The sequence below is a fragment of the Vibrio sp. Vb0937 genome (assembly GCF_033338855.1).
Genome location: NZ_JAWOTK010000021.1, coordinates 30,990 through 51,055 on the forward strand (window position 1 = coordinate 30,990; position 20,066 = coordinate 51,055).

The 20,066-nt window shown below is 45.6% G+C and carries 20 protein-coding genes; 3 read left to right on the top strand and 17 right to left on the bottom strand.

Translation table 11 applies throughout. The features are described from left to right. The 3 genes from speB to R7P67_RS18630 all read left to right on the top strand — a co-directional run bounded on the left by speB (position 1) and on the right by R7P67_RS18630 (position 5,013). Positions 1–921: an agmatinase gene (gene speB, locus R7P67_RS18620; RefSeq protein WP_005374233.1), complete on the top strand. Its 921-nt coding sequence runs from the start codon at positions 1–3 to the stop codon at positions 919–921. A 409-nt stretch (positions 922–1,330) separates the two neighbouring features. Next, positions 1,331–2,536 (top strand): multidrug efflux MFS transporter EmrD, encoded by a 1,206-nt coding sequence (gene emrD / locus R7P67_RS18625; protein WP_005374234.1) that lies wholly within the window; start codon positions 1,331–1,333, stop codon positions 2,534–2,536. Positions 2,537–2,847: 311 nt separating this feature from the next. Then, the gene (locus tag R7P67_RS18630) at positions 2,848–5,013 is read left to right on the top strand and encodes a S9 family peptidase (protein ID WP_081248202.1); all 2,166 of its coding nucleotides are present in this window, start codon (positions 2,848–2,850) and stop codon (positions 5,011–5,013) included. A 218-nt stretch (positions 5,014–5,231) separates the two neighbouring features. On the opposite strand, the gene R7P67_RS18635 is transcribed toward R7P67_RS18630, so the two are convergent. The 17 genes from R7P67_RS18635 to R7P67_RS18715 all read right to left on the bottom strand — a co-directional run bounded on the left by R7P67_RS18635 (position 5,232) and on the right by R7P67_RS18715 (position 20,015). After that, a complete protein-coding gene (locus R7P67_RS18635; protein WP_017635534.1) occupies positions 5,232–6,227 on the bottom strand; it encodes a porin in 996 nt (331 codons plus the stop codon). A 215-nt stretch (positions 6,228–6,442) separates the two neighbouring features. Further along, the gene (locus tag R7P67_RS18640) at positions 6,443–7,312 is read right to left on the bottom strand and encodes a metal ABC transporter solute-binding protein, Zn/Mn family (RefSeq protein WP_318086039.1); all 870 of its coding nucleotides are present in this window, start codon (positions 7,310–7,312) and stop codon (positions 6,443–6,445) included. Positions 7,313–7,334: 22 nt separating this feature from the next. After that, complete coding sequence (locus R7P67_RS18645; RefSeq protein ID WP_167415773.1) at positions 7,335–8,210, bottom strand: metal ABC transporter permease; 876 nt, start codon at positions 8,208–8,210, stop codon at positions 7,335–7,337. After that, positions 8,210–8,938 carry a metal ABC transporter ATP-binding protein gene (locus R7P67_RS18650; RefSeq protein ID WP_017635536.1) on the bottom strand — a complete coding sequence of 243 codons (729 nt, stop codon included), beginning with the start codon at positions 8,936–8,938 and terminating at the stop codon, positions 8,210–8,212. The genes R7P67_RS18645 and R7P67_RS18650 overlap by 1 nt, the downstream gene beginning before the upstream one ends. Then, entirely contained in the window at positions 8,938–9,864 is a 927-nt protein-coding gene (locus tag R7P67_RS18655; RefSeq protein WP_005374249.1) for a metal ABC transporter solute-binding protein, Zn/Mn family, read from the bottom strand. Before R7P67_RS18655 ends, R7P67_RS18650 begins: the two co-directional genes overlap by 1 nt. A 22-nt stretch (positions 9,865–9,886) precedes the next feature. After that, a complete protein-coding gene (locus R7P67_RS18660) occupies positions 9,887–10,438 on the bottom strand; it encodes a DUF6162 family protein (RefSeq protein ID WP_005374250.1) in 552 nt (183 codons plus the stop codon). Next, positions 10,435–10,755, bottom strand: coding sequence for a hypothetical protein (locus tag R7P67_RS18665; protein ID WP_005374251.1), 321 nt, complete (start codon positions 10,753–10,755; stop codon positions 10,435–10,437). The genes R7P67_RS18660 and R7P67_RS18665 overlap by 4 nt, the downstream gene beginning before the upstream one ends. Positions 10,756–10,797: 42 nt before the next feature. Further along, positions 10,798–11,628, bottom strand: coding sequence for a DUF4198 domain-containing protein (locus R7P67_RS18670; protein WP_005374252.1), 831 nt, complete (start codon positions 11,626–11,628; stop codon positions 10,798–10,800). Between the two features lie 15 nt (positions 11,629–11,643). Beyond that, positions 11,644–12,183, bottom strand: a complete 540-nt coding sequence (locus R7P67_RS18675) for a DUF2271 domain-containing protein (protein WP_017635538.1) — start codon at positions 12,181–12,183, stop codon at positions 11,644–11,646. A gap of 21 nt (positions 12,184–12,204) precedes the next feature. After that, positions 12,205–12,834 carry a PepSY-associated TM helix domain-containing protein gene (locus R7P67_RS18680; RefSeq protein WP_005374254.1) on the bottom strand — a complete coding sequence of 210 codons (630 nt, stop codon included), beginning with the start codon at positions 12,832–12,834 and terminating at the stop codon, positions 12,205–12,207. 133 nt (positions 12,835–12,967) lie between these two features. Then, the gene (locus R7P67_RS18685) at positions 12,968–14,140 is read right to left on the bottom strand and encodes a tetratricopeptide repeat protein (protein WP_017635539.1); all 1,173 of its coding nucleotides are present in this window, start codon (positions 14,138–14,140) and stop codon (positions 12,968–12,970) included. Then, positions 14,137–14,757, bottom strand: a complete 621-nt coding sequence (locus tag R7P67_RS18690; RefSeq protein ID WP_005374256.1) for an energy transducer TonB — start codon at positions 14,755–14,757, stop codon at positions 14,137–14,139. The genes R7P67_RS18685 and R7P67_RS18690 overlap by 4 nt, the downstream gene beginning before the upstream one ends. Continuing rightward, complete coding sequence (locus R7P67_RS18695) at positions 14,757–15,161, bottom strand: ExbD/TolR family protein (protein ID WP_005374257.1); 405 nt, start codon at positions 15,159–15,161, stop codon at positions 14,757–14,759. The genes R7P67_RS18690 and R7P67_RS18695 overlap by 1 nt, the downstream gene beginning before the upstream one ends. Then, positions 15,158–15,712, bottom strand: a complete 555-nt coding sequence (locus R7P67_RS18700; protein WP_017635540.1) for a MotA/TolQ/ExbB proton channel family protein — start codon at positions 15,710–15,712, stop codon at positions 15,158–15,160. Before R7P67_RS18700 ends, R7P67_RS18695 begins: the two co-directional genes overlap by 4 nt. Continuing rightward, positions 15,712–17,079 (bottom strand): MotA/TolQ/ExbB proton channel family protein, encoded by a 1,368-nt coding sequence (locus R7P67_RS18705; protein WP_065275095.1) that lies wholly within the window; start codon positions 17,077–17,079, stop codon positions 15,712–15,714. Before R7P67_RS18705 ends, R7P67_RS18700 begins: the two co-directional genes overlap by 1 nt. Continuing rightward, entirely contained in the window at positions 17,080–17,847 is a 768-nt protein-coding gene (locus tag R7P67_RS18710; RefSeq protein WP_054574483.1) for a DUF3450 domain-containing protein, read from the bottom strand. Between the two features lie 74 nt (positions 17,848–17,921). Continuing rightward, a complete protein-coding gene (locus tag R7P67_RS18715) occupies positions 17,922–20,015 on the bottom strand; it encodes a TonB-dependent siderophore receptor (RefSeq protein WP_262652599.1) in 2,094 nt (697 codons plus the stop codon). Positions 20,016–20,066: the final 51 nt, after the last annotated feature.

Below are 20,066 nucleotides of genomic sequence, written 5' to 3' on the forward strand. Positions count from 1 at the left end.
ATGAATGATTTGTTTACTAAAACTGATTATTCGCTTTACTCCAACTCTATGTCGTTTTTACGTCTGCCGTACATTCGTAACCCGGTATCGGCAGACGCAGACGTTGTGGTGTTGGGAGTCCCTCTGGACATGGCAACATCTGGTCGTCCAGGTGCGCGTATGGGTCCAGATGCAATTCGCCGTGCCTCAGTCAACTTGGCATGGGAAGGTAAGAAGTTCCCGTGGAGCTTCAACGTATTGGATAAACTGAAAGTGATCGACGCAGGTGATCTCGTGTTCGATTGCGGTGATGCGGAAGATTTTACTTACCGCCTTGAAGCGGCAACCAGTGAAATTCTAAAAAGTGGTAAAACCATGTTGGGATTGGGCGGTGACCACTTCATCACGCTACCTATCCTACGTGCCTATGCGAAGCATCATGGCCAAATGGCTTTGATTCACTTTGATGCTCATACGGACACCTATGCAAATGGCAGTTCATACGACCACGGTACGATGTTCTACCATGCGCCGAAAGAAGGTTTGATCTCAGCGAAGAACTCAATACAAATCGGCATTCGTACGGAGTACAAACAGCAAGATCACGGCTTCAATGTGATTAATGCGATGCAAGCGAATGACATGTCGGTGAACGAGATCCTAGAAGAAATTCGTCGCACCGTCGCAGACAAGCCAGTATATGTCACTTTTGACATCGACTGCTTAGACCCGGCCTTCGCACCGGGAACTGGTACACCAGTTTGTGGTGGCTTGAACTCAGACAAAGCGCTGAAAATTATTCGTGGTTTAGCCGGCATGAATATCGTGGGTATGGATGTTGTCGAAGTATCGCCTCCATACGACCACAGTGATGTTACCGCACTAGCGGGAGCAACCATCGCACTAGAAATGCTTTACGCATACGCATCTGAGCGCGAATAGACATAATCATTTCTAAGGGAGCTTCGGCTCCCTTTTCTTTCTGATGCCTTCCTCTACCTTTTATTCACTCGTTTCATCTTGAACTCAGATCAACCGATCAGACGCTTTATTTTTGCACTTTAACCATTAAAACCAGTTACCTATAAGGCTCATTCTATTCACGAAAAGTAAAAGATTTAACGTAATTAGACAAAGAAATGCACCGCTTTTTGAAAACAAAATCGGATTAGTTTTTCTAATTGAAATCATAGATTTTTATCTTGCTCAACTTCACACTTTTCGATTGCTAATTATACAAGCAAGCACTATTATCTCGCGCAAATACCCCCGCAACACAAGAAGTCAGTTGGCACTCTGTAAAAGAGCGCTAAGGGTTTTTACGTCTTAAATTTTTTGGAGAGATACGCAAATGTCTGCTTCGTTTCCATTAGCGAAACTTACCTTTTTAATCGCTATATTGACTGCCGTGGGTCAAATGACCCAGACAATGTACGTGCCTTCAATCGGTCATATGGCGGGCGAGTTTTTGGTATCTGCGTCATCACTTCAAGCTGTGATGGCTTGTTACCTAATCCCATATGGCTTGTCGCAATTTGCGTATGGCACACTATCGGACCGCTTGGGACGCAAACCGATCATCATCGTCGGGCTGCTTATCTACATCGCGGGTACACTGGTAGCATTATTTGCACATCAATTTGAATGGTTCTTGATTGGTAGCTTTATCCAAGGCTTAGGTATTGGCTGCGGCGGTGCGATGTCACGCACTCTGACTCGCGATTGCTTTGAAGGCTCTGATCTACACAGAGCAAACAGCTTAATTAGCATGTGTGTGATTTTCTCACCATTAATGGCACCAGTATTAGGCGGTTACCTAACAGAAGCTTTCGGATGGCGGTCGAGCTACTTGTTCTTAGCGCTATTTGCTATCGCGGTTGTGATCACCATGATGACAAGCATGATGGAGACGCTACCAAAAGAGAAACGCAAATTCGAACCAGTAGCCAAAAGCTACAAACACGTTTTGTCTGACCGTCGCTTTCAAGGCTTTTTGATTTGCCTGGTTGCAACATTCGCTGGTGTGGGTGTATTCGAAGCAGCGGCTGGGGTGTTGTTGGGTGGGGTATTAGAATTACCTGCAACAACGGTAAGTTTGCTGTTTATATTGCCGATCCCAGGTTACTTGGTGGGCGCAGGCTTATCTAGCTACATCGCAAGACGTCGCTCTGAGCGTCGTGCTTTAAACGTAGGCTTGGTCTCTATTTTTGTAGGCTCTGCTATTGTGCTCATCCCAGGCTTGTTTGGTTTAACCACGGCATTAACGCTAGTTGGAGGCGCAACCGTGTACTTTTTGGGTGCGGGCATTCTCTTCCCAGCAGCAACAACTGGAGCGATTGCGCCATTCCCATACCATGCAGGAACAGCAGGCGCGACATTGGGTGGCATGCAAAACTTGGGGGCAGGTGTCGCAACTTTGCTCGCGTCACTATTTCCAGCGCATAACCAGATGCCTTTGGGCATTTTGATGATGGCAATGTCGGTAATTGCAATGCTTGGGCTAATGTGGGTGAATCGAGCACACAATCACTCAAACGAAGTACCGCAAGTTATCTGATCATTATCAGCTTACTTTCAAAATCCAAAAGGGACACACTCAACAAGTGTGTCCCTTTTTTCATATCACACTATATCGATTTCCCGATGAGAATGATTTAACTTTCGAATTGATATTTGTTAAAAATAACAGCTGCTTACACAATGTGTTTTCAGCTCCCTTCAAATTGAGTATCCAACTCGGAAATATTGAGGATTCTCACTTTTTCGGTATACCCCATAACAAAGAATGGACAACTGAAAACCACTGACAAAATGAAAGCCCAGCCCTCAGGATGAGGCCACTTGGGTGTACAATAAGGATAAAATCAGATGCGTTTCACTTTAGCTACGTTGGCCGTCTCGGTCGCGCTTGTCGCCGGATGCAGCAATCAAGGAATCCCCAGCATGACTCAATACTCCCAAACACAGATCGTTGCTCAACAAACTCAAGCTCCGGTTGCGAAAAAAGTCCCTCACGCGATGACTATTCATGGCGATACCCGCGTTGATAACTACTACTGGATGCGTGACGACGAACGTAAAGACCCTGAAATTTTACAGCACCTAGAGAAAGAAAATCAGTACGCAGAAACCGTTCTAAAGCACACTGAAACACTTCAAGATACGCTATTTGAAGAAATTAAAGGGCGCGTCGCAAAAGACGACAACTCAGTACCGGTTCGTAAAGGCAACTACTTCTACTCCAGTGAAGTGACCGGAGATAACGAGTACGAAGTCCATTTGCGAGCTAAAGACTTTGCAGGCAAAGACAAACAAATCATTTTAGATGTCAATGAACTAGCAAAAGAACATGAATTTTTCAGTATCGGCGGCCTATACGTTAGTCCGAATGAAAACTTATTGGCGTATGGCGAAGACACATTAAGCCGCCGCGTGTACACCCTTAAGATCAAAGACCTGACAACAGGCAATTACCTACAAGATGAAATCGAAGGGGCCTCAAGCGCTGTCGCATGGCAGAACGATAACAACGCCTTTTACTACATCAAAAAAGATCCTCAGACCTTATTGGGCTACCAAGTTTATCGTCATGTATTGGGCACACCACAAAGCAACGATGAGCTGATTTTTGAGGAAACCGACAGCGCCTATTACACCTCACTAAGCAAAAGCAAAGATGGCGAAGATATTTATATCTGGCATTCGAGTACAGAAACCAGTGGGGTCTCTATCATTGATGCGAACAACCCTAAAGCAAAGGCGAAACCGTTCTATCCTCGCGAAGATGGCATTGAATACAGTATTTCTAAGCTAGGCGATTGGTACTACATTTATACTAACTATCAAGCCGTCAACTTCCGTTTGATGAAAGTTCATCAAAATGACATGCATGACCGCTCTAAATGGCAAGATGTGATTGCCGCAGACGACAATACTCAACTTGTCGACTTCGAGTTATTCGATGATCACATCGTCTATGAGCAGCGCTCTAACGGCCTAGCAAGCGTCACTGTACGTCAGCTTTCAACAGGAAAAGAATTCCCCCTCACATTTAATGACGATGCGTTTGCTGCCTATTTGACAGGTAACCTAGAGCTGGATAACGAGAAAGTTCGTATTTATTACAGCAGTTTAACCACTCCAGGAACCTACTACGATTTCGATCTAAAAACGGGCGGGTCAGAAATCATGAAGCAAACACCTGTACTTGGTGATTTTAATCCTGACAATTACCAATCAGAACGCATCATGGTCACAGCCCGTGACGGTAAAGAAGTACCCGTTTCTTTGGTGTATCGTAAAGACTTATTTAAGAAAGATGGTACGAATCCACTCTACCAATATGGTTATGGATCTTATGGCGCAACCATTGAGCCAACTTTCCGCTCGACACGTTTGAGTCTATTGGATCGCGGCTTTGTTTACGCCATTGCTCATATTCGTGGATCTGAAATGCTTGGCCGCCCTTGGTATGAAGACGGTAAAAAACTAACCAAGCAAAACACATTCAACGACTTTATTGATGTGACTAAAGGTTTGGTTGAACAAGGCTATGGCGCGAAAGATAAAGTCTTCGCTGTTGGTGGCTCTGCAGGAGGCCTCTTAATGGGGGCTATCATCAACCAAGCACCAGAACTGTATCGCGGTATCGGCGCTCATGTTCCGTTTGTGGACGTGGTAACCACTATGCTCGATGAATCAATTCCATTGACCACCAACGAGTATGATGAATGGGGTAACCCAAATAACAAAACATACTATGACTATATGTTGAGTTACTCGCCTTACGACAACATCAAGGCGCAAAACTACCCGAACATGTTGGTAACGACTGGCTTGCACGACTCTCAAGTACAGTACTTTGAACCAATGAAGTGGGTCGCCAAACTTCGTGAAATGAAGACAGACGATAACGTCTTGTTGTTCAAAACCGATATGGAAGCCGGACACGGCGGCGCATCTGGTCGATTTAAACGCTTAAAAGAAGATGCGCTAGAGTATGCCTTCTTCCTCGATTTACTCGATAAAAAATAAGCGTATTAATAGAACTGCATCTCTTCTAACAACAAAAATGCCCGCAAGTTGCGGGCATTTTTTATAGACGCACTCTCTAAACAAAGAGTGGGGTTACCTAAGCACAGAATGACTAGCGTCTCTTATAGCCAAAGGATAGCAGAAAGAAAAACGCCTACTCACAACGAGTAGGCGTTAACACAATAAATGTGTTTAGGCAGTAGAAACTGGCCTATTTACTAGAAGTAGTAACGAGCACCTAGAGTCCAGTAGTCGTTCTCTTCATTGTTGTAGTCGTTACCTAGATCAAACTGGTAAGCTGCAAACGTTACGAAAGCAGGAGTTACAGCGTACTCTGCTTGTAGCGCAGTTTCGCTTGAAACTGTCTTATTGTCTTCTTCGTCTTCTACGCCTTCGTAGTTAACGCTGAATGTCCAATCGTTTACGCCGTATGCCAAAAGAGCTTCAAGTTGAGAAGTGTCTTTACGCATTTGGTAGAAGTACTCGTTCATACCGTATACTACTGCTGCGTATAGACCTGAACCGTACTGACCGTAGTTTACAGAGAATAGGTGTGATTCAGCGTTCTTAGTACCTAGAGTCGCGTTTTTAACATCACCACCGCTGTATACGTAGCCTAGACCAAAGCCAGCTACAGAACCGCTCAATGCAACTTGACCACGTTGCTCGTATGTTGTTGCATCTGAAGTTTGCTCACCTTGCCAACCTAGACCTAGGTTGAAAGCAAAACCTTCACCAAATTCAAAACCTTTACGGTAGCTAAGCATTTTATCAGCACGAGCTGAGCCTAGGTTGCCGTGGTTGTCGTACAAAAAGTCGTTCGCAAACGCGATTGGTAGATCCGCAACGCCAGCGACATCGTAGTAAGGTGACCATTGAGTACCTGCTACTAAACGGCCAAACTGCTCATGAGTAGCACCGATGTAACCTAGACGAGTTTTGAACGATTGCTCGCCACCGTTTAGGTAGTTAAGCGCCCATTCACCTTTAGCGTCGATAGTAATACCGTTGCCAATGTCTTTCTTACCCGCAACGTTAATACGTGGAGACACTTGGTGAACTTTTACATCTTCTTCGAAATACTCACCCACGCCAACTGAAACGTGACCGCCGATCGATAAAGATGTACCATCGCTGTTGTAAACTTCTGCTGCGAAGGCCTGTGAACCACATGCTAGTGCCGCCACTGCAACGGCTAGAGTTTTCATTTTCATTGTTAACATCCGTATAGTTGTTTGTACCGGTTCGCTTAGAAACAGATTAAATCCGAATCAATCGCAACGAACACATAACAAAGTAGTAATGAAATAGAAATGAAACAAACACTTTCTTATGCAACCAGTGGTATTAATGCTCACATTTTGAACTGAGTCACAAAAAAATAGGGAACTTTTCATTCCCCATCATAAAATCTGTGGCTTTTTACGTGTCACATCTCCCAACGTGCGAGTGGCTTCTCAGTTTTGATACCCTTACTGCCCCAGCGGTCAATAACATCAATTTGCAGTATGCGGCTCGGTTTAATAAGCGATGTCAAGGTTTTCGACGGTCGTTTATCCGTCACTAACCATAGCGTTTTATCTTGTTCAAACTGAGCTTTTAAAGATAATTTGTCTTCTTCTGTCCACTCGAGTTCCGGCTTAAATTCGCGCCCAACCACAAACAATTGGTTGCCAGAGGCAAAGTCCTCTAATGACTCACTCATCAGTACCACTGAATCGATGCCTTTATCGAAGATCTCTGCCTGTTGTTGGTTGATCAGTTCACGCACATTGAGCATAAGAGCCTGTTGATTCGTTTGAATAGCCTTTTGGTGTTCAGGATATACACGTTGTAGATCCTCTCCAACAATGCCCGCCATTCGGATTAAGTTTGTAGGGTTCAGCCATGCGTACTTCGATGTTGACCCGTTTTCCAATGTCAGTACTGCAACTCCTTGAGCTCTAGGAGAAATGGCCTGCGATGCATCGATTTCAATCAAGTGAATGTTGCCCTGTCGAGCGTAAACATAAGTCGGGTCTTGTTTCCAAATCGCACCAAGAGTAACAGCAACCGTCGCGGCTTGACCCGCTTGCTTAACTTGCTCTGTACCTTTATTTGCGAACCAGTTCTCAAGACGCTCAACGCCGTAACGCTTTGGAGGCAGATACTGAGTCTCTATCCCTGTACCTTTCATGAGTTGCTCAGACAACATGTACGTGACGGGAGTGCTGGTTAAAACGTCTTTGGCGCCTGCCAACGATGGAAGTGTCGTCGCTATAACCAAACCAAAAGTTATCGCTAATTTTTTTATCTTCATGTTCATTACTTTATAAAAAGGGTTACGCTTTTTGGATAATTCGGTAAACCGTTGCTGTTAGGAAAAATGCCGCAGAAACAATGATGATGGATGCGCCTGATGGCACTGGTAGCTCAAGCTCCATCGGCAGTATGGTTCCTACTAAACACGCAATGGTTGCCAATAAAGAAGAAAGGAGAACAAAACTGCCCATGCGTTTAGTCAATAACCTAGCCGTTGCACCAGGAATCAGTAGCAATGCACCAACCAATACCGCGCCAATAATCTTTACCGCGGCAATGGTGACCAAGGTGATCATCATGACAAATAAGTAATCATAAAAGCTGGTATTAAAGCCGCGTACACGTGCAATATCCGGGCTGATACAAGTTAGCAAAATGCGGTTAAACGTTGGAATAAGAAGCAGTAATATGATCAAACAACTGATCGCTAAAATAAGGATATCGTTGTCCGTCACAGTCAAGATCGAGCCAAACAACACGTTCTCCAACATGTGAATGTTGATCTTGCGAGCAACGTACATTAACAGCGCAGCACCAACCGCTAACGCTAGTGCAAGAAAAACCCCAACCAGTGTGTCGTAAGGTACATTCGTACGATTACGAACAAAGTGAAGCAACAGCGCAAAAATCATACAAAAGCTAAACAATCCGATGATCGGATTCTCTGGCGGCTCACCGAGCAACACACCAATCGCGATTCCGGTAAGCGCAGCGTGCCCAACCGCTTCAGAGAAAAAAGCCAGTCGCTTGGCGATGACTAATGTCCCAAGACCACCAAGTAATGGTCCTAATATCAGCGCTGCCACAATTGCGTTCACCATGAAAGCATAAGAAAAGCTATCTCTTAACCATCCAGCTTCAACGCCGCTAACCGCTAACTCTCGCAACCAATCCATTATGCAGCCTCCACTTTTGCTGTGTAGTGCTTAAATAATGTTTCTATACGATCAGGGCTTAGCACATCTGAATGGTGACCTGACGCCACAATTTGACGATTTACGACATGGACCTGCGCATCTAAACGGCGCACTGCGGTCACGTCATGATGTACTGCCAGCACCGTTTTGCCTTCTCCAACGACTTCATGAATCAAACCTTCAAGATATCGAACACCTTGCTCATCCATGCCAGTTGTAGGTTCGTCTAAAACCAATAAATTGGGCTCATCCAGTAAAGCTTGCGCAAACAAAACACGCTGTTGCTCACCGCCAGAGAGTTGCCCCATACGACGGTCGCTACGCGTTGCCATACCCACGCGATCCAGCTGGGCCAGGGCATGTTGAGTTTGTTTCGTTTTACGTCGCCAAAATAGAGGGATACGAGTTTGGTTAAGCAGTACAAAATCCATCACGGTTAACGGGAGGCTTGCTTCAAACATCGCTTTTTGTGGCACATACCCTATCTTCCCCGATGCAGCTGATGGTTCTGGCCAATTGAGCGCTATGTTTCCCGAAAATGGCGTGAGTCCAAGTACCGAACGAAGCAAAGAGGTTTTACCACCGCCGTTCGGTCCCATAATCACGTGACATTTCGCGTTCTCGAATTCGGCGCTGATGTTCTGCAAAATGATATTGTCGGCGTATTTTAGGCCCACGTTACTTAAAGAAACGGAAGGTCCAGTCATTACGCCTTTTCCCCTGCTCGCTTACTCGCCACAAATTTCATGGCTTCGATTAGTGTTTCCACATTATCTCGCATCTCAACCTCGACTTTATCAGCCTCATACTCACCGTGAGTCATGTGAGAAAAGCGATAAAGCTGCACCCCAGTCGCCTCTTCGATGGTATCAACAAAGCGATTCGGCATATTGAGCTCATAAAACAGAACATCAATGCCCGATTCACGAATTTTCTCTATCGTTTCCTGTAGCTGACTTGCACTTGGTTCAACGCCATGAGCAGGCTCAATGACAGCGGCAACGTCAACACCAAACTCCTGAAGGATATATCCGTAAGCATTGTGGGTTGTCGCCACCTTCATACCAGCCGTGTCCAACTCACCAAGAGACAACATTGCATCACGCTTCATCAGGCGAAATGTTTTCGCGTATTTACGAGCATTTTGGCGATAGAACGTAGCATTGTCTGGGTCCAATTGGCTTAGCTCACTCGCGATGGTGTAAACCTTTTGAATGGTTGTTGATAGACCGACAAAGGTGTGAGGGTTCACTGCTCCTTGACCAACAGACTGCCCCATAGCGGGCAATAAAGGCACTTCTTTGTTCGCTTCGATAACCACGAGATCATCACGCTGAGAAGCCTTGATCACTTTCAGTGCAAAATCGTCATGACCAATACCATTGATCACTATTACGTCCATTTCATTTAAGCGCTTAAGATCATTAGGTTGTGGCAAATAGTTATGAGGATTAAAACCAGCATCAACCAAAGGAACGATGTCCGCCTTCTCACCAACAACGGCTTTAACATAGCTGTAATAAGGTTGAAGCGTAATACCAATACTGAGTTTATCGGCAGCAAAGCCAGTAGAAGACACCGTCAATAACGCGGTGGCTGTAAGAATACGACGTAAAAGAGAGCGTTTGATCATAGTACTTATCAATTATGTTGTCTTAATGGGCGTGAGAATGAGAGGAAGAGTCTGACAGAACGATTTGTTTCCACCCGAAATCGTGGCGTTTAGCTAGATCGCTTAGTCCCTCCACATTTAACGAACGGCTAGAATCATTAAACCAAATATCAGCTTGAGAACTGCGGCTATCCAACAGCATGGAAGCAGAGCCTTGGGCACTGGTCTTCACGCCAATGTAGACACCGTCATCAATTCGTTGCCACTGATGAGAACCTTTACGCTTCCAGTTTTGGTCTTTCACGAACGGAGCAATCCAAAGCACCTCCATATCAGAGATCTCAGGCCAAGTTCCGGTATCTAACTGCAAATCACGAATCTCTTCATGAGCGAGCTTAAGCTCAGCGATCAACCCCAACTCATTTTGATGTAAATCCGTGATTAACACTTGATGAGACTGCATGTCTGGCTTTTCAGTCGCGACCTGATGGTAGGGCATAAGTATGGCTGCTGAACTGAGAATTGCTGCGATTGTCAGTGCGACCCACTTTCCTTCTCGGTTACCATCATCAGGGCGAACTTTCTGTACACTCATTTCTCTTTCAGCTCAACGATATCCACTTCCACCGGGCTTTCATGTCCGGCATCAAATACCAAATAGAAATCTGTTTCAGGGTGAGTAAATTCTGCGATGGAACGCTTATCTGTTTTTTCTTTGGCGATCAGATTGTCGTCGTAATCGTACATTTCGACATCGTAGTCGACCGCTGTCGATCCATCCGAGTAGCCCGCTTCACAAATCACTTTATCTTGCGCCAAGTGACAGCTCATCAGAGGAAAATGTGCAGCAGCGTGAAAGGACGCAAATCCAGAAAAAAGCAAAACCGCTTTTAGAAGAGAAGTGTTATTCATGATAATTCCAAAATGGCCCAGCAATTGCTGAGCCTAATTCGATTAGTTAAGTTGAGTTTCAAACGTAAGATGAACATTGGCACTCGCTTTATCCGCCAATGGATTATCTTTTAATTCACCTTTGTAGTTCGCTTTCATTAAGTAGCGCCCAGCGACTTCTGGCGTGAAGATCACTTTGCCATCTTTATCGCTCACCACATCGATTTGTTCTTGATGGTTTCGGTACATGGTACCTTCACGTGTAATCTCAGCAGTAACGCCCTCTTGTGGCTCTCCGTTAAAGAAAAACTGGAAAGTCACAGGCTCACCTTCAATGATGTCCGATGGATGCGTGATCGGTTTCATCTCCAGCATTTTGCCTTCAATCTCCAACGCTTTGTCCGTTGGCATACCAACCGTAATGTAGCTTTCTGCTCGGGTGTAACTTAGTTGAGTAACCACATCACGCGCTTGCTCAGGAAGCACGTCACCACGCTCAGCTTTGTTTGCTCGCGCCCATTTCACCGTATCACGACGGCCCGCTTTGTATTGTGTGTAGTAGCTCGGCTGATTATTAATCGCGACTTTGTGCGTGCCTTCTTCTGTAAAAAAGAAATCAAACATAGAGCGACGCTTGCCACGAACAACAAAGTTAGGACGCTCAGAGCGGCCATCCGGCATCACCACAAATGCCTGATCACTACCCGCAGGCTTATCAAAAACAAACGTTCCGTGAGAGGCAGTAACATCAAATGTCAGCCAGTCACCGCCTTCTTTAGAAACCGTAAAGTGAGAGGGCAGAACCCAACGTGGATGTGCTTGTGCGGTGGTGGTTACAGCCAATCCCATTGCCATTACACTCGCCAATGCCACTGCTTTCATTTTGGTTTTCATTGTTGTGTCCTTTAATCACTTAACTTGATAATTGACGGTGATGACACCCGTCTCTTGTGTTGGTTTAAGCTCATAGCGCACGTCACTGTCCGCTAGCGTTATTTTTTGACGTAAGTAGTTTCGCCCACCGTGTTCACGAACGACCTCGACGTACAACGTGTAATTTCCTTGTTCCAAACGCTCCCCTGCGTCATTGGTTCCATCCCAGACAAAGCGGTATTGACCAGCAGGACGTGTTGCAGAAGTCACCGCATCAACAAGTTCACGATCATAACGACCCGCTTTTCTCCACCAGCTGCGTAGATCTTTTAACCATTCGTCTTTCCCTACCCATAACTGGATGGTTTTAACCGGTTTACGCTGATCGTTTTCAACCCAAACCGCCACATAAGGGCGTGCATACATTGAGGTATCTATCTTTGGAAGTTCGAGTTCGAAGTCGACCTTCGCGTTATCTGGTAGAGGCGCCGCGGAAAGAGAGAAAGGAGTAAAAGCCGCGATCAAAGCGGCTTTACAAAAGTGATTACGGCGGAAAAATCTTCCTGTGTTCAACATAAGTGTTCTCTAAAAAAGCTGTTATGGAACAGCAACAAAATAAATTACGAGCGACAGTAACGTACCAAAGCTCATCCATTGCATTGACGTTCTGAGCGTCTTCTTCTTAGGCAGTAACAAGCACACGCCTGTAAGAACAAAAAACACCATCAAAAGCGCAGTGACGTCGATAAACCACTTCCAAATCCCACCACTGTTGCGTCCTTTATGTAGATCGTTCAGCAGCGCAACAATACCGTAGTGCGTCGTTTCGACGTCTGCCGCACCAGTAGTCATATCAATAAAGACCGTAGCGTTATAACCCGGGCCTTTAAAATCCATAGAAAGCTCTCCGAGTAACAACTCACCTTGCTCAACTTCGGTATACACATCTAGTGCGGAGGGAGTGCCGCGAAGCTCGGTTTCTTTAGTCAAGAAAGCCACCAGCCCTTCACGATTAGGTTGAAAGGTATCTGAATGTGAGAATAGAACTGAGTGCGGAACCGTCAGAGTATGTTGTTGAATGATAGGTTCACTGCGTTCAAACAATTCGGGGCGATTGAGGGTAATACCAGTTACTGCAAAAAACAGCGTAACTAAGAGAAGAGCCATCGAAATATAGATATGTAGGCGGCGAGCCCAAGTTTGAACACCTTTGCTTTTAAGCAACATAGAAACAATCATCACCAATAAATGTGGGACATAATTTAGGTGATAATCATTCGTATTGGCATTTAATTTACATTGTTTACTTTAAACAAAAAAATACCCGAGACTGAGCTCGGGTATTTAATAAAAATGTTCGCTATGAGTTCTGCGTCGATTCTACTTTGCGTAGCTGAGATAGATACTTAACCCAACTTTTTGCCTGATTCGATGGCTTAATCTCATTCGCTCTTTTGGCATTAGCGAGCGCATCGTCAAACCGCTTAAGTTTGTAGTAAGCGCGAGTTTTGATAAGTGCAACATCCGCTTTACGACCTCTGACCTTATCGAGCGCGGCAATGGCATCTTTATAATGGCCTTCTTGCACCAACAGTTGAGAATAGTTCCAGTAATACTGCCTATCTAGCTGAGCTGCAATACGCCAGCTATCAATAGACTCTTCCCACTCTTTTGCCATTTGCCAATATGTTGCTTGCTGAGCTTTTAGCTTACTATTCGAGTTTACATCCTCTAGCTCGTTCATCACCAACGCAGCTCTCTCAGGAATACCTCGTTTCGCGTACAATTGTGCCAGAAGCTTTAAGTCATCTTGGCTAAGTTGTAACCCTTTCAGTTTTGCCAACGCCAAAGAGTCTAGGGCACGTTTGTTGTCATCAACCCGCAGGTATAGAGCAACAAGCTGACGCCACCATTCAATTCGCTCAGGTTCAATCACGATTAAGCGTTTGATGGTCGAGATTGCCGGCTTCCACTTTTTCAGTTCTAGCTCAGCAGAAAGCTTTATCGACAATGCGCCAAGCTTGTCTGGCTGACCAAACTTCTCATAACGAGCCATTGCTGAAAGCACTTTTTGCCACTGACTCAGTTGATAATGAGATTGGGAAATACGCAGCCATAGCTCATGCGCTTTTTGACCTTTAGGAATGTTTTTGCTCAAGGCATAGTAATGAGGTAACGCCTTAGAAAAACGTTGCTCGTTCAGTAGTATATCAGCCAACATTTTTCGGGTTTGCCATGCTTGCTCATCTTGTAGCAAACCACTATTGACTGCCAACTCAAGTTGCTTAATCGCCGCTTGAGTTTGCTCGTTCTGCCAGTAAAAAATACCCAACATTCGAGCGACATAAGCTTGGTCATATCCACGAGAAAGCTCCATAGCTTCAAGAGATGAAATCGCTTCTTTCAGTTTCTCCTCTTGAGCCAAGTTGTGTGCTCGTTGAACTCTCGCTGCGGTGTATTGGCTTAACTCACTGGCAATGGTTGAGAGTGCACTCAGGCTTAATACCGTACCGATTAAGAATTTTTTCATCATTTGGCTAACTTGAACTCCACTTTAGCGGTTTGTCCGAACTGCTCAATTGACACACCATCCTCAACTTTTGGCTGATACTTCCATTTTTTAAGCGCACGGATTGCTTCCCTTTCAAACATGCGCTCGGGCTCAGCCTCGATCACTTCAATATCTTTTGGTCGTCCAGTTGCATCGATCGTGAAACGCATAATGACATAACCTTCCACTCTACGTTTCAGCGCCTTACTTGGATAGCGAGGATCAACACGATACAACGGCAGTGCTTGCTGGTTGCCCATTGTTCCCTTCAAGTTTGGGGCGCTAATCGCGATGCCTTCAAGGGCAGTGTTTAAACCTAAAGCACTGACTGGCGTCATCTGACTCATTGGTTCCATTTGAGTGTCAGCTTGAGACAGATCCATTGGCTCCGGCGCTTGAGGTGGTTCTGGTTGCTCCGGCACTGAACGTTGACGACGCTGCACGTCTGCTTCATTCTCTACCATCACCATATCAAAACGAACGGCTTCTGAAGCTTCTGGTGCACGCTGGTTGCCTTTATCAACCATCCACGCCATAAAGCTAAACAAGCTCACAGAAATTAACAGTGATGCTGGTAGTGCAAGTAACAGCCTGCCCATTAAGGTTTCTCCGCCGCCAATGCAATGTTCTTCACACCTGCTGCCTTTGCAGCGTCCATCACTTTCACGACAGTGCCATTGTAAGCATGCTCGTCAGCTTGGATAACTAACGAAGCATCAGGCTGATCAAGTAACAGGTGCTCAATAGAGGCCTCAACACGCTCAATATCAACCACTCGTTTGTCAATGTACACATCATTCGCTGCCGTTACTGCGATAAAAATGCCCGCGTCTTTTTGACTTACTACATTAGAAGCCTGAGGGCGATTCACTTCTACACCGGATTCACGTACAAACGAACTGGTCACAATGAAGAAGATCAACATGATGAAGACGATATCAAGCATCGAGGTTAAATCGACTTGAGCTTCATCTTGTTGGTTAGGTCTGCGTCCGAGTCTCACTTTTGACTCCTTAAAGATTGTTCTAACTGGATAGCTTTTCGTTCACACACTTTGCTAAGGCGAGCATGAATAAACATGCCCGCAAGCGCTGCTACCATACCTGCCATGGTTGGCAGCGTAGCAAGTGAGATACCAGAAGCCATCAATTTCGGATTGCTGCTGCCTTGCGATGCCATTACGTCAAACACCGTAATCATGCCTGTCACCGTCCCTAACAACCCTAGCATTGGGCAAACCGCCACAAGTAGCTTAATAGTCGATAGGTTTTGGCGCAGTTCGATTTGCGCTTTTGCAATCCATCCTTCACGGATTTGATGCGCGTACCAAGAGTGGTGCTCTGATCTTGCTTGCCACTGCTCACAAAGCTGTTTTTTTACCCCAGGGAAAACCGTTGTGAGATAAATAACTCGCTCCATAACCAACAGCCAGCACACCGCCACGACGGCGGCCAGCCACCATAGGATTTGACCACCTTGCTGCATAAAGCTCATCAAGGTTGTGGCCCAATCCTCACTGATCAAACCCAATGTGCTGAGTAGGATCTGCTCCATTACGCTGCGTTCTCCGCTAAGGTGTTAGAGTGACTTTTGTTACTCGGCATATCACGCTCAGCTTGTTCTGCAACTAAACCGATGCCTTGTTTTTCTAAGATACTGCGAATATTTTCTGCTTGAGAGCTCAATACGTTGTGCGCTAATAGCAAAGGCATGGCTGAAACAAGGCCAAGTACGGTAGTCACAAGTGCCATTGAAATACCACCCGCCATTACTTTCGGATCACCATTACCAAATTGAGTGATGACTTGGAAGGTTTCGATCATACCCGTTACCGTGCCTAGTAGGCCAAGCATAGGAGCTAGAGCAGCAAGAAGCTTAAGCATCGACAACCCTTTTTCTAGGTGGGTTTGCTCATCAACAACAGCTTCCAAAAGACGTAGTTCTAACGCTTCTACGCTGCGATGCTTGTCTTTCTGGTATACCGCAAGCACGCGACCCAAAGGGTTGTTTCCTGGCTGCGCTGGGGTTTTCAGTTGCTTCATGATTTTCTGGCGCGAAATCATCAGTGATGCACCACGTACGAGCGCAATCAATAGGCCGATAGCCAATAAACCAAGGATTATTTTACCGACAACGCCACCCGCATTTAGGCGATCAGCCAAAGTCGGTGAGTTTGCAAGCTGTTCAAGAAGAATGCCACGTGATGGATCAATGACAAGTGCATCAATGTCACCAGAGGAAATAGTATTCGCTGTTGGACCGTTCTCAGGCTGACGAAGATAGTTTACCGCGTCTCCGCGTTGACCATTCCACTTAACGTAGCCAGTCTCATCCAGCAGCGCCATAGAACCAAGACGAACACCATTAACCGTTTGTTCACGACCTTCGCCATTTAGCAGTGTGAAAGAGACGTTTGCCATTTCACCGCTTGCTTTGATTTGTTCTTCCATGCTGTGCCACATCGCCTGAAGTTGGGTCAACGTTGGCAGTGATTTAGCCGCAACAATAGCATCGATATCTTTCTGATATGAGTTTGCATCTACACCCGTTACTGAGCTCTTGAGCTCTGACTCTAGCTCTTTTGCGTTCTGGCGAACGACGCCAAATAGCTCACCTAAGCTCCCGGTTTCTAGACGTAGCTTTTCTTCTAGCTGCGCCAGTTCCGCTTCGTTTTCACCGAAAGTAACACTTAATGAATCCGCTTCTGCTTGAAGAGCAGCTCGCTCTGCGGCCAATTTATTCTTTATAGCCTGTAGCTCTTGCTCTGTTTTCTTAAAACCTGATTCACGCGTGACATTGTGCGATTGCTGTTGACGATTTTCTTGCTGCGCCTTTTGTAACAACGCATCACTAGCAACAGTTGTATGAGGCATTAATGCGGCTGTCGAGATTAGTGCAACCGATAACCATTTTTTCATCATTTATTTGCCCTCCGCAGCGGTTAACGACACTGGCAGAGTTAACATACTCGGCGCGATCTGTTTATTCGCCATAGCGAACGCTTTATCTAGCTCTGATTTTTGCTCAGAACCCACTTGTTGCCATGCTTGTTGTTGCTGTGACCAGCTCCAGAATGTCTCACCAGATAAGCTACGTGCTACCAAAGACAAACGCCCTAAATAGAGAATGTCCGCCTCCACAGCTTCATTGTCACCCAGGTTAATCTTGCCTTGGTAAACGCCAAGCTTGGTGCCGTAATCCATTTCAATTTGGTACGCTTCTAAAATACGACGAAACTTCTCTGCATCCGCAACGTCTGCACGCGTCATCATGGAATCCAGCTTTGCAATTCGTTCCTCACGTTGCGCTTTGCGTATAGGTTTGTCGTTAGCAACGAGCGCTTTTAAGCCTTCAAGCATGTGATACATCAAAGGCACGACACCTTGACGAGTTTGAGCAATCTGCTCAATTTGCTCGTTCAAGCTATCAACTTCTTGATTTTGGCTCTCAACAAGGCTTGCAAGATGATCGCGATAAATCTTCAAGTTACCGACTTCCTCTTGCAGCTGCTCAATTTCAGCTTCTAGAGTAAGTGATTTTTCTGCGCTTGCATCAATACGTTTTTGGCTTACCGCCGACGACTGGTTTGTTTTACTCTGCACAGCTTGTGCATCGTTTAAGTTCGCCGCGTGAGCGGGAATCAAAACCGATGATATCAACAGAGCGATACTTGATTTCATTAGATTCATACGAGTTATATTTCTGTGTTCCAAAAACGACCAAAGGGGAAGACTACCCTTCCCCTTTAATAATCAAATTGTTATCAGTACTTGAACTGGATTGTTGCCATGTAGTTGCGGCTTTCTCCAACCACAACCCCACTCGCACCTTTTTGCTCGCCATTCGTGCTACCACCACCTGCGAAGTAGTCGGTATCGAATAAATTCTCGACATTGAATCGAGCGATGATATCCAAGTTTTCATCGTACTTATGTTTGTATGACACGCCCATATCAACGCGAGCGTAGCCATCTTTCTTGAAGGTGTTTTTTGCATCACCGTAGCGATCACCTTCATAAATCAAACCAAGGTTTAAGTTAGTGTTGTCTTGAACCTTGTAGCTAGACCATAGGCTTGCCGAGAACTCTGGCACGTCTACAGGGCGGTTGCCCTCATATCTTTCTGCCTTCTTAAGCTCTGCATCCAAATACATTGCAGAAGCGGTTAGCGACAACTCTGGGGTCACAAAACCTTGAGCCATTAACTCAGCGCCTTTGTGAACTTGCTCACCACCTTGCGTTTTCTTGTGTAGGAGATTGCCGCCCGCGTCTTTGCCGCTTTCAACATCCAGCGAGATGTTCTCTAACGTGATATCAAACACAGCACCAGATACAAATAAACGCTGATCAAACAGTTCCCACTTCGTACCGATTTCATAAGAGATACCACGCTCAGCGTCGAGTTTCTCACCTTCATTGATGTAGGTACGACTACCGTTGCTGACTTCACCTTGAGGCATGAAGCTTTCAGAATACTGAACGTAAACCGAGCCATTCGTCGATGGGTGGAAAATGACACCAAATTTTGGAGAAACCTGGTTTTCGGTCAGTTCATCATCACGCTTTTCGTCATAACGAACACCTGCAAGCACTTGCCAGTAATCATTAATCGTCATCATATTTTGCGCGTAGATACCCCAAGTATCGTACTCAGCAGTTGGTGATTTCTTCGAACTACGATAGCTAGGCTTAGGCACCGTTTCTCCTGGCGCAATACTCGCCTCATTATGAAATGCCATTAAGCGATCATAACTGTAATCTAAGTAGTTAGCGCCCACTAACAACGTGTTTTCCGTACCGAACAAAGTAAAGTCCGTCGTCACATCTATATATGCAGTATCAAATACCCAATTATCGGAGCGATCGTTGCCTCGATGCTTAATCGTATTTAACTCTTCATACTGATCAAACTTAGGGTAAGACTCTACATCAAAACGCTTAAAGTCTTGGCGGTTGTAACCTGCTTTTACGTTCACGTTATCCGTGACTTGCGCATTAATATCGACACCGTAGTTTTCTACTTCGTTATCAATTTCAGACCACTGCGCATCCCAAATGTACTTATCACCGCGAACCGCTTTGCCATCAACAATGTATGCGCCAGAGTCCACGCTACCATCGTCTTTCGTGCGATCGTAATGAGCCGATACCATAAAGTTGTCTGTGATATCGTACTCAACCACTAGGCCCGCAACCGTACGATCCGTTTCTGGCTCGGTGCCATCACCGTACCTGCGCCAAGAGCCGTAGCTTTCTTTGGCAAAAATTGCGCGCGCTCGCAGTGTCTCTGCATCATTTAGCGCGCCACTCACATCAAGCACAGTGCGTGAGTGATCATTCGAACCTAGATCTTGACTCAAACTTGCTTGTGTTTGAGTTGTTGGTTTTTTCGAAACCATGTTTACCAAGCCACCTGGCTCAGATTTACCGTATAGCAGACCTGATGGACCTTTAAGCACTTCAACACGCTCTAAAAGCTCAATTGGCTGACGGTAGTGTGACCAGTGTTGACGACCATCACGAAGAAAACCGTCTGAACTGCTAAGTTCAAAACCACGTAGAGAGAAACGTTCGCGGTTACGGCTTGTACCACCCGCGCTAACACTTGCATCGTTACGTAGCACTTCACCAAGTGTACTTGCACGCTGCTCATCAATTACCGTTTCATCGATAACCGCTACTTGTCCCGGCGTTTCCAGCTGCGTCATTTCCATGCGCATTGCTGTACTGTTTGTATCTGCCTTGTAGCCGAACTCTCGACCTTCTACAACTACATGTTCGTCTGTTTGAACTTCCGCCACTGCAGGTGTTGCTAACACTGCACCGATCACTAACGCCAAATGGCTCTTAGTAAACATATCCTTTCACTCCGATTATTATTTTTCGGGTCACATACTTGTTGAATGCGA

What these genes read in the sequence shown, in the direction of transcription:
- speB (WP_005374233.1), top strand. Translation starts at nt 1, where the DNA reads ATGAATGATTTGTTTACTAAAACTGATTATTCGCTTTACTCCAACTCT.
- emrD (WP_005374234.1), top strand. Translation starts at nt 1,331, where the DNA reads ATGTCTGCTTCGTTTCCATTAGCGAAACTTACCTTTTTAATCGCTATA.
- R7P67_RS18630 (WP_081248202.1), top strand. Translation starts at nt 2,848, where the DNA reads ATGCGTTTCACTTTAGCTACGTTGGCCGTCTCGGTCGCGCTTGTCGCC.
- R7P67_RS18635 (WP_017635534.1), bottom strand. Translation starts at nt 6,227, where the DNA reads ATGAAAATGAAAACTCTAGCCGTTGCAGTGGCGGCACTAGCATGTGGT.
- R7P67_RS18640 (WP_318086039.1), bottom strand. Translation starts at nt 7,312, where the DNA reads ATGAAGATAAAAAAATTAGCGATAACTTTTGGTTTGGTTATAGCGACG.
- R7P67_RS18645 (WP_167415773.1), bottom strand. Translation starts at nt 8,210, where the DNA reads ATGGATTGGTTGCGAGAGTTAGCGGTTAGCGGCGTTGAAGCTGGATGG.
- R7P67_RS18650 (WP_017635536.1), bottom strand. Translation starts at nt 8,938, where the DNA reads ATGACTGGACCTTCCGTTTCTTTAAGTAACGTGGGCCTAAAATACGCC.
- R7P67_RS18655 (WP_005374249.1), bottom strand. Translation starts at nt 9,864, where the DNA reads ATGATCAAACGCTCTCTTTTACGTCGTATTCTTACAGCCACCGCGTTA.
- R7P67_RS18660 (WP_005374250.1), bottom strand. Translation starts at nt 10,438, where the DNA reads ATGAGTGTACAGAAAGTTCGCCCTGATGATGGTAACCGAGAAGGAAAG.
- R7P67_RS18665 (WP_005374251.1), bottom strand. Translation starts at nt 10,755, where the DNA reads ATGAATAACACTTCTCTTCTAAAAGCGGTTTTGCTTTTTTCTGGATTT.
- R7P67_RS18670 (WP_005374252.1), bottom strand. Translation starts at nt 11,628, where the DNA reads ATGAAAACCAAAATGAAAGCAGTGGCATTGGCGAGTGTAATGGCAATG.
- R7P67_RS18675 (WP_017635538.1), bottom strand. Translation starts at nt 12,183, where the DNA reads ATGTTGAACACAGGAAGATTTTTCCGCCGTAATCACTTTTGTAAAGCC.
- R7P67_RS18680 (WP_005374254.1), bottom strand. Translation starts at nt 12,834, where the DNA reads ATGTTGCTTAAAAGCAAAGGTGTTCAAACTTGGGCTCGCCGCCTACAT.
- R7P67_RS18685 (WP_017635539.1), bottom strand. Translation starts at nt 14,140, where the DNA reads ATGATGAAAAAATTCTTAATCGGTACGGTATTAAGCCTGAGTGCACTC.
- R7P67_RS18690 (WP_005374256.1), bottom strand. Translation starts at nt 14,757, where the DNA reads ATGGGCAGGCTGTTACTTGCACTACCAGCATCACTGTTAATTTCTGTG.
- R7P67_RS18700 (WP_017635540.1), bottom strand. Translation starts at nt 15,712, where the DNA reads ATGGAGCAGATCCTACTCAGCACATTGGGTTTGATCAGTGAGGATTGG.
- R7P67_RS18705 (WP_065275095.1), bottom strand. Translation starts at nt 17,079, where the DNA reads ATGATGAAAAAATGGTTATCGGTTGCACTAATCTCGACAGCCGCATTA.
- R7P67_RS18710 (WP_054574483.1), bottom strand. Translation starts at nt 17,847, where the DNA reads ATGAATCTAATGAAATCAAGTATCGCTCTGTTGATATCATCGGTTTTG.
- R7P67_RS18715 (WP_262652599.1), bottom strand. Translation starts at nt 20,015, where the DNA reads ATGTTTACTAAGAGCCATTTGGCGTTAGTGATCGGTGCAGTGTTAGCA.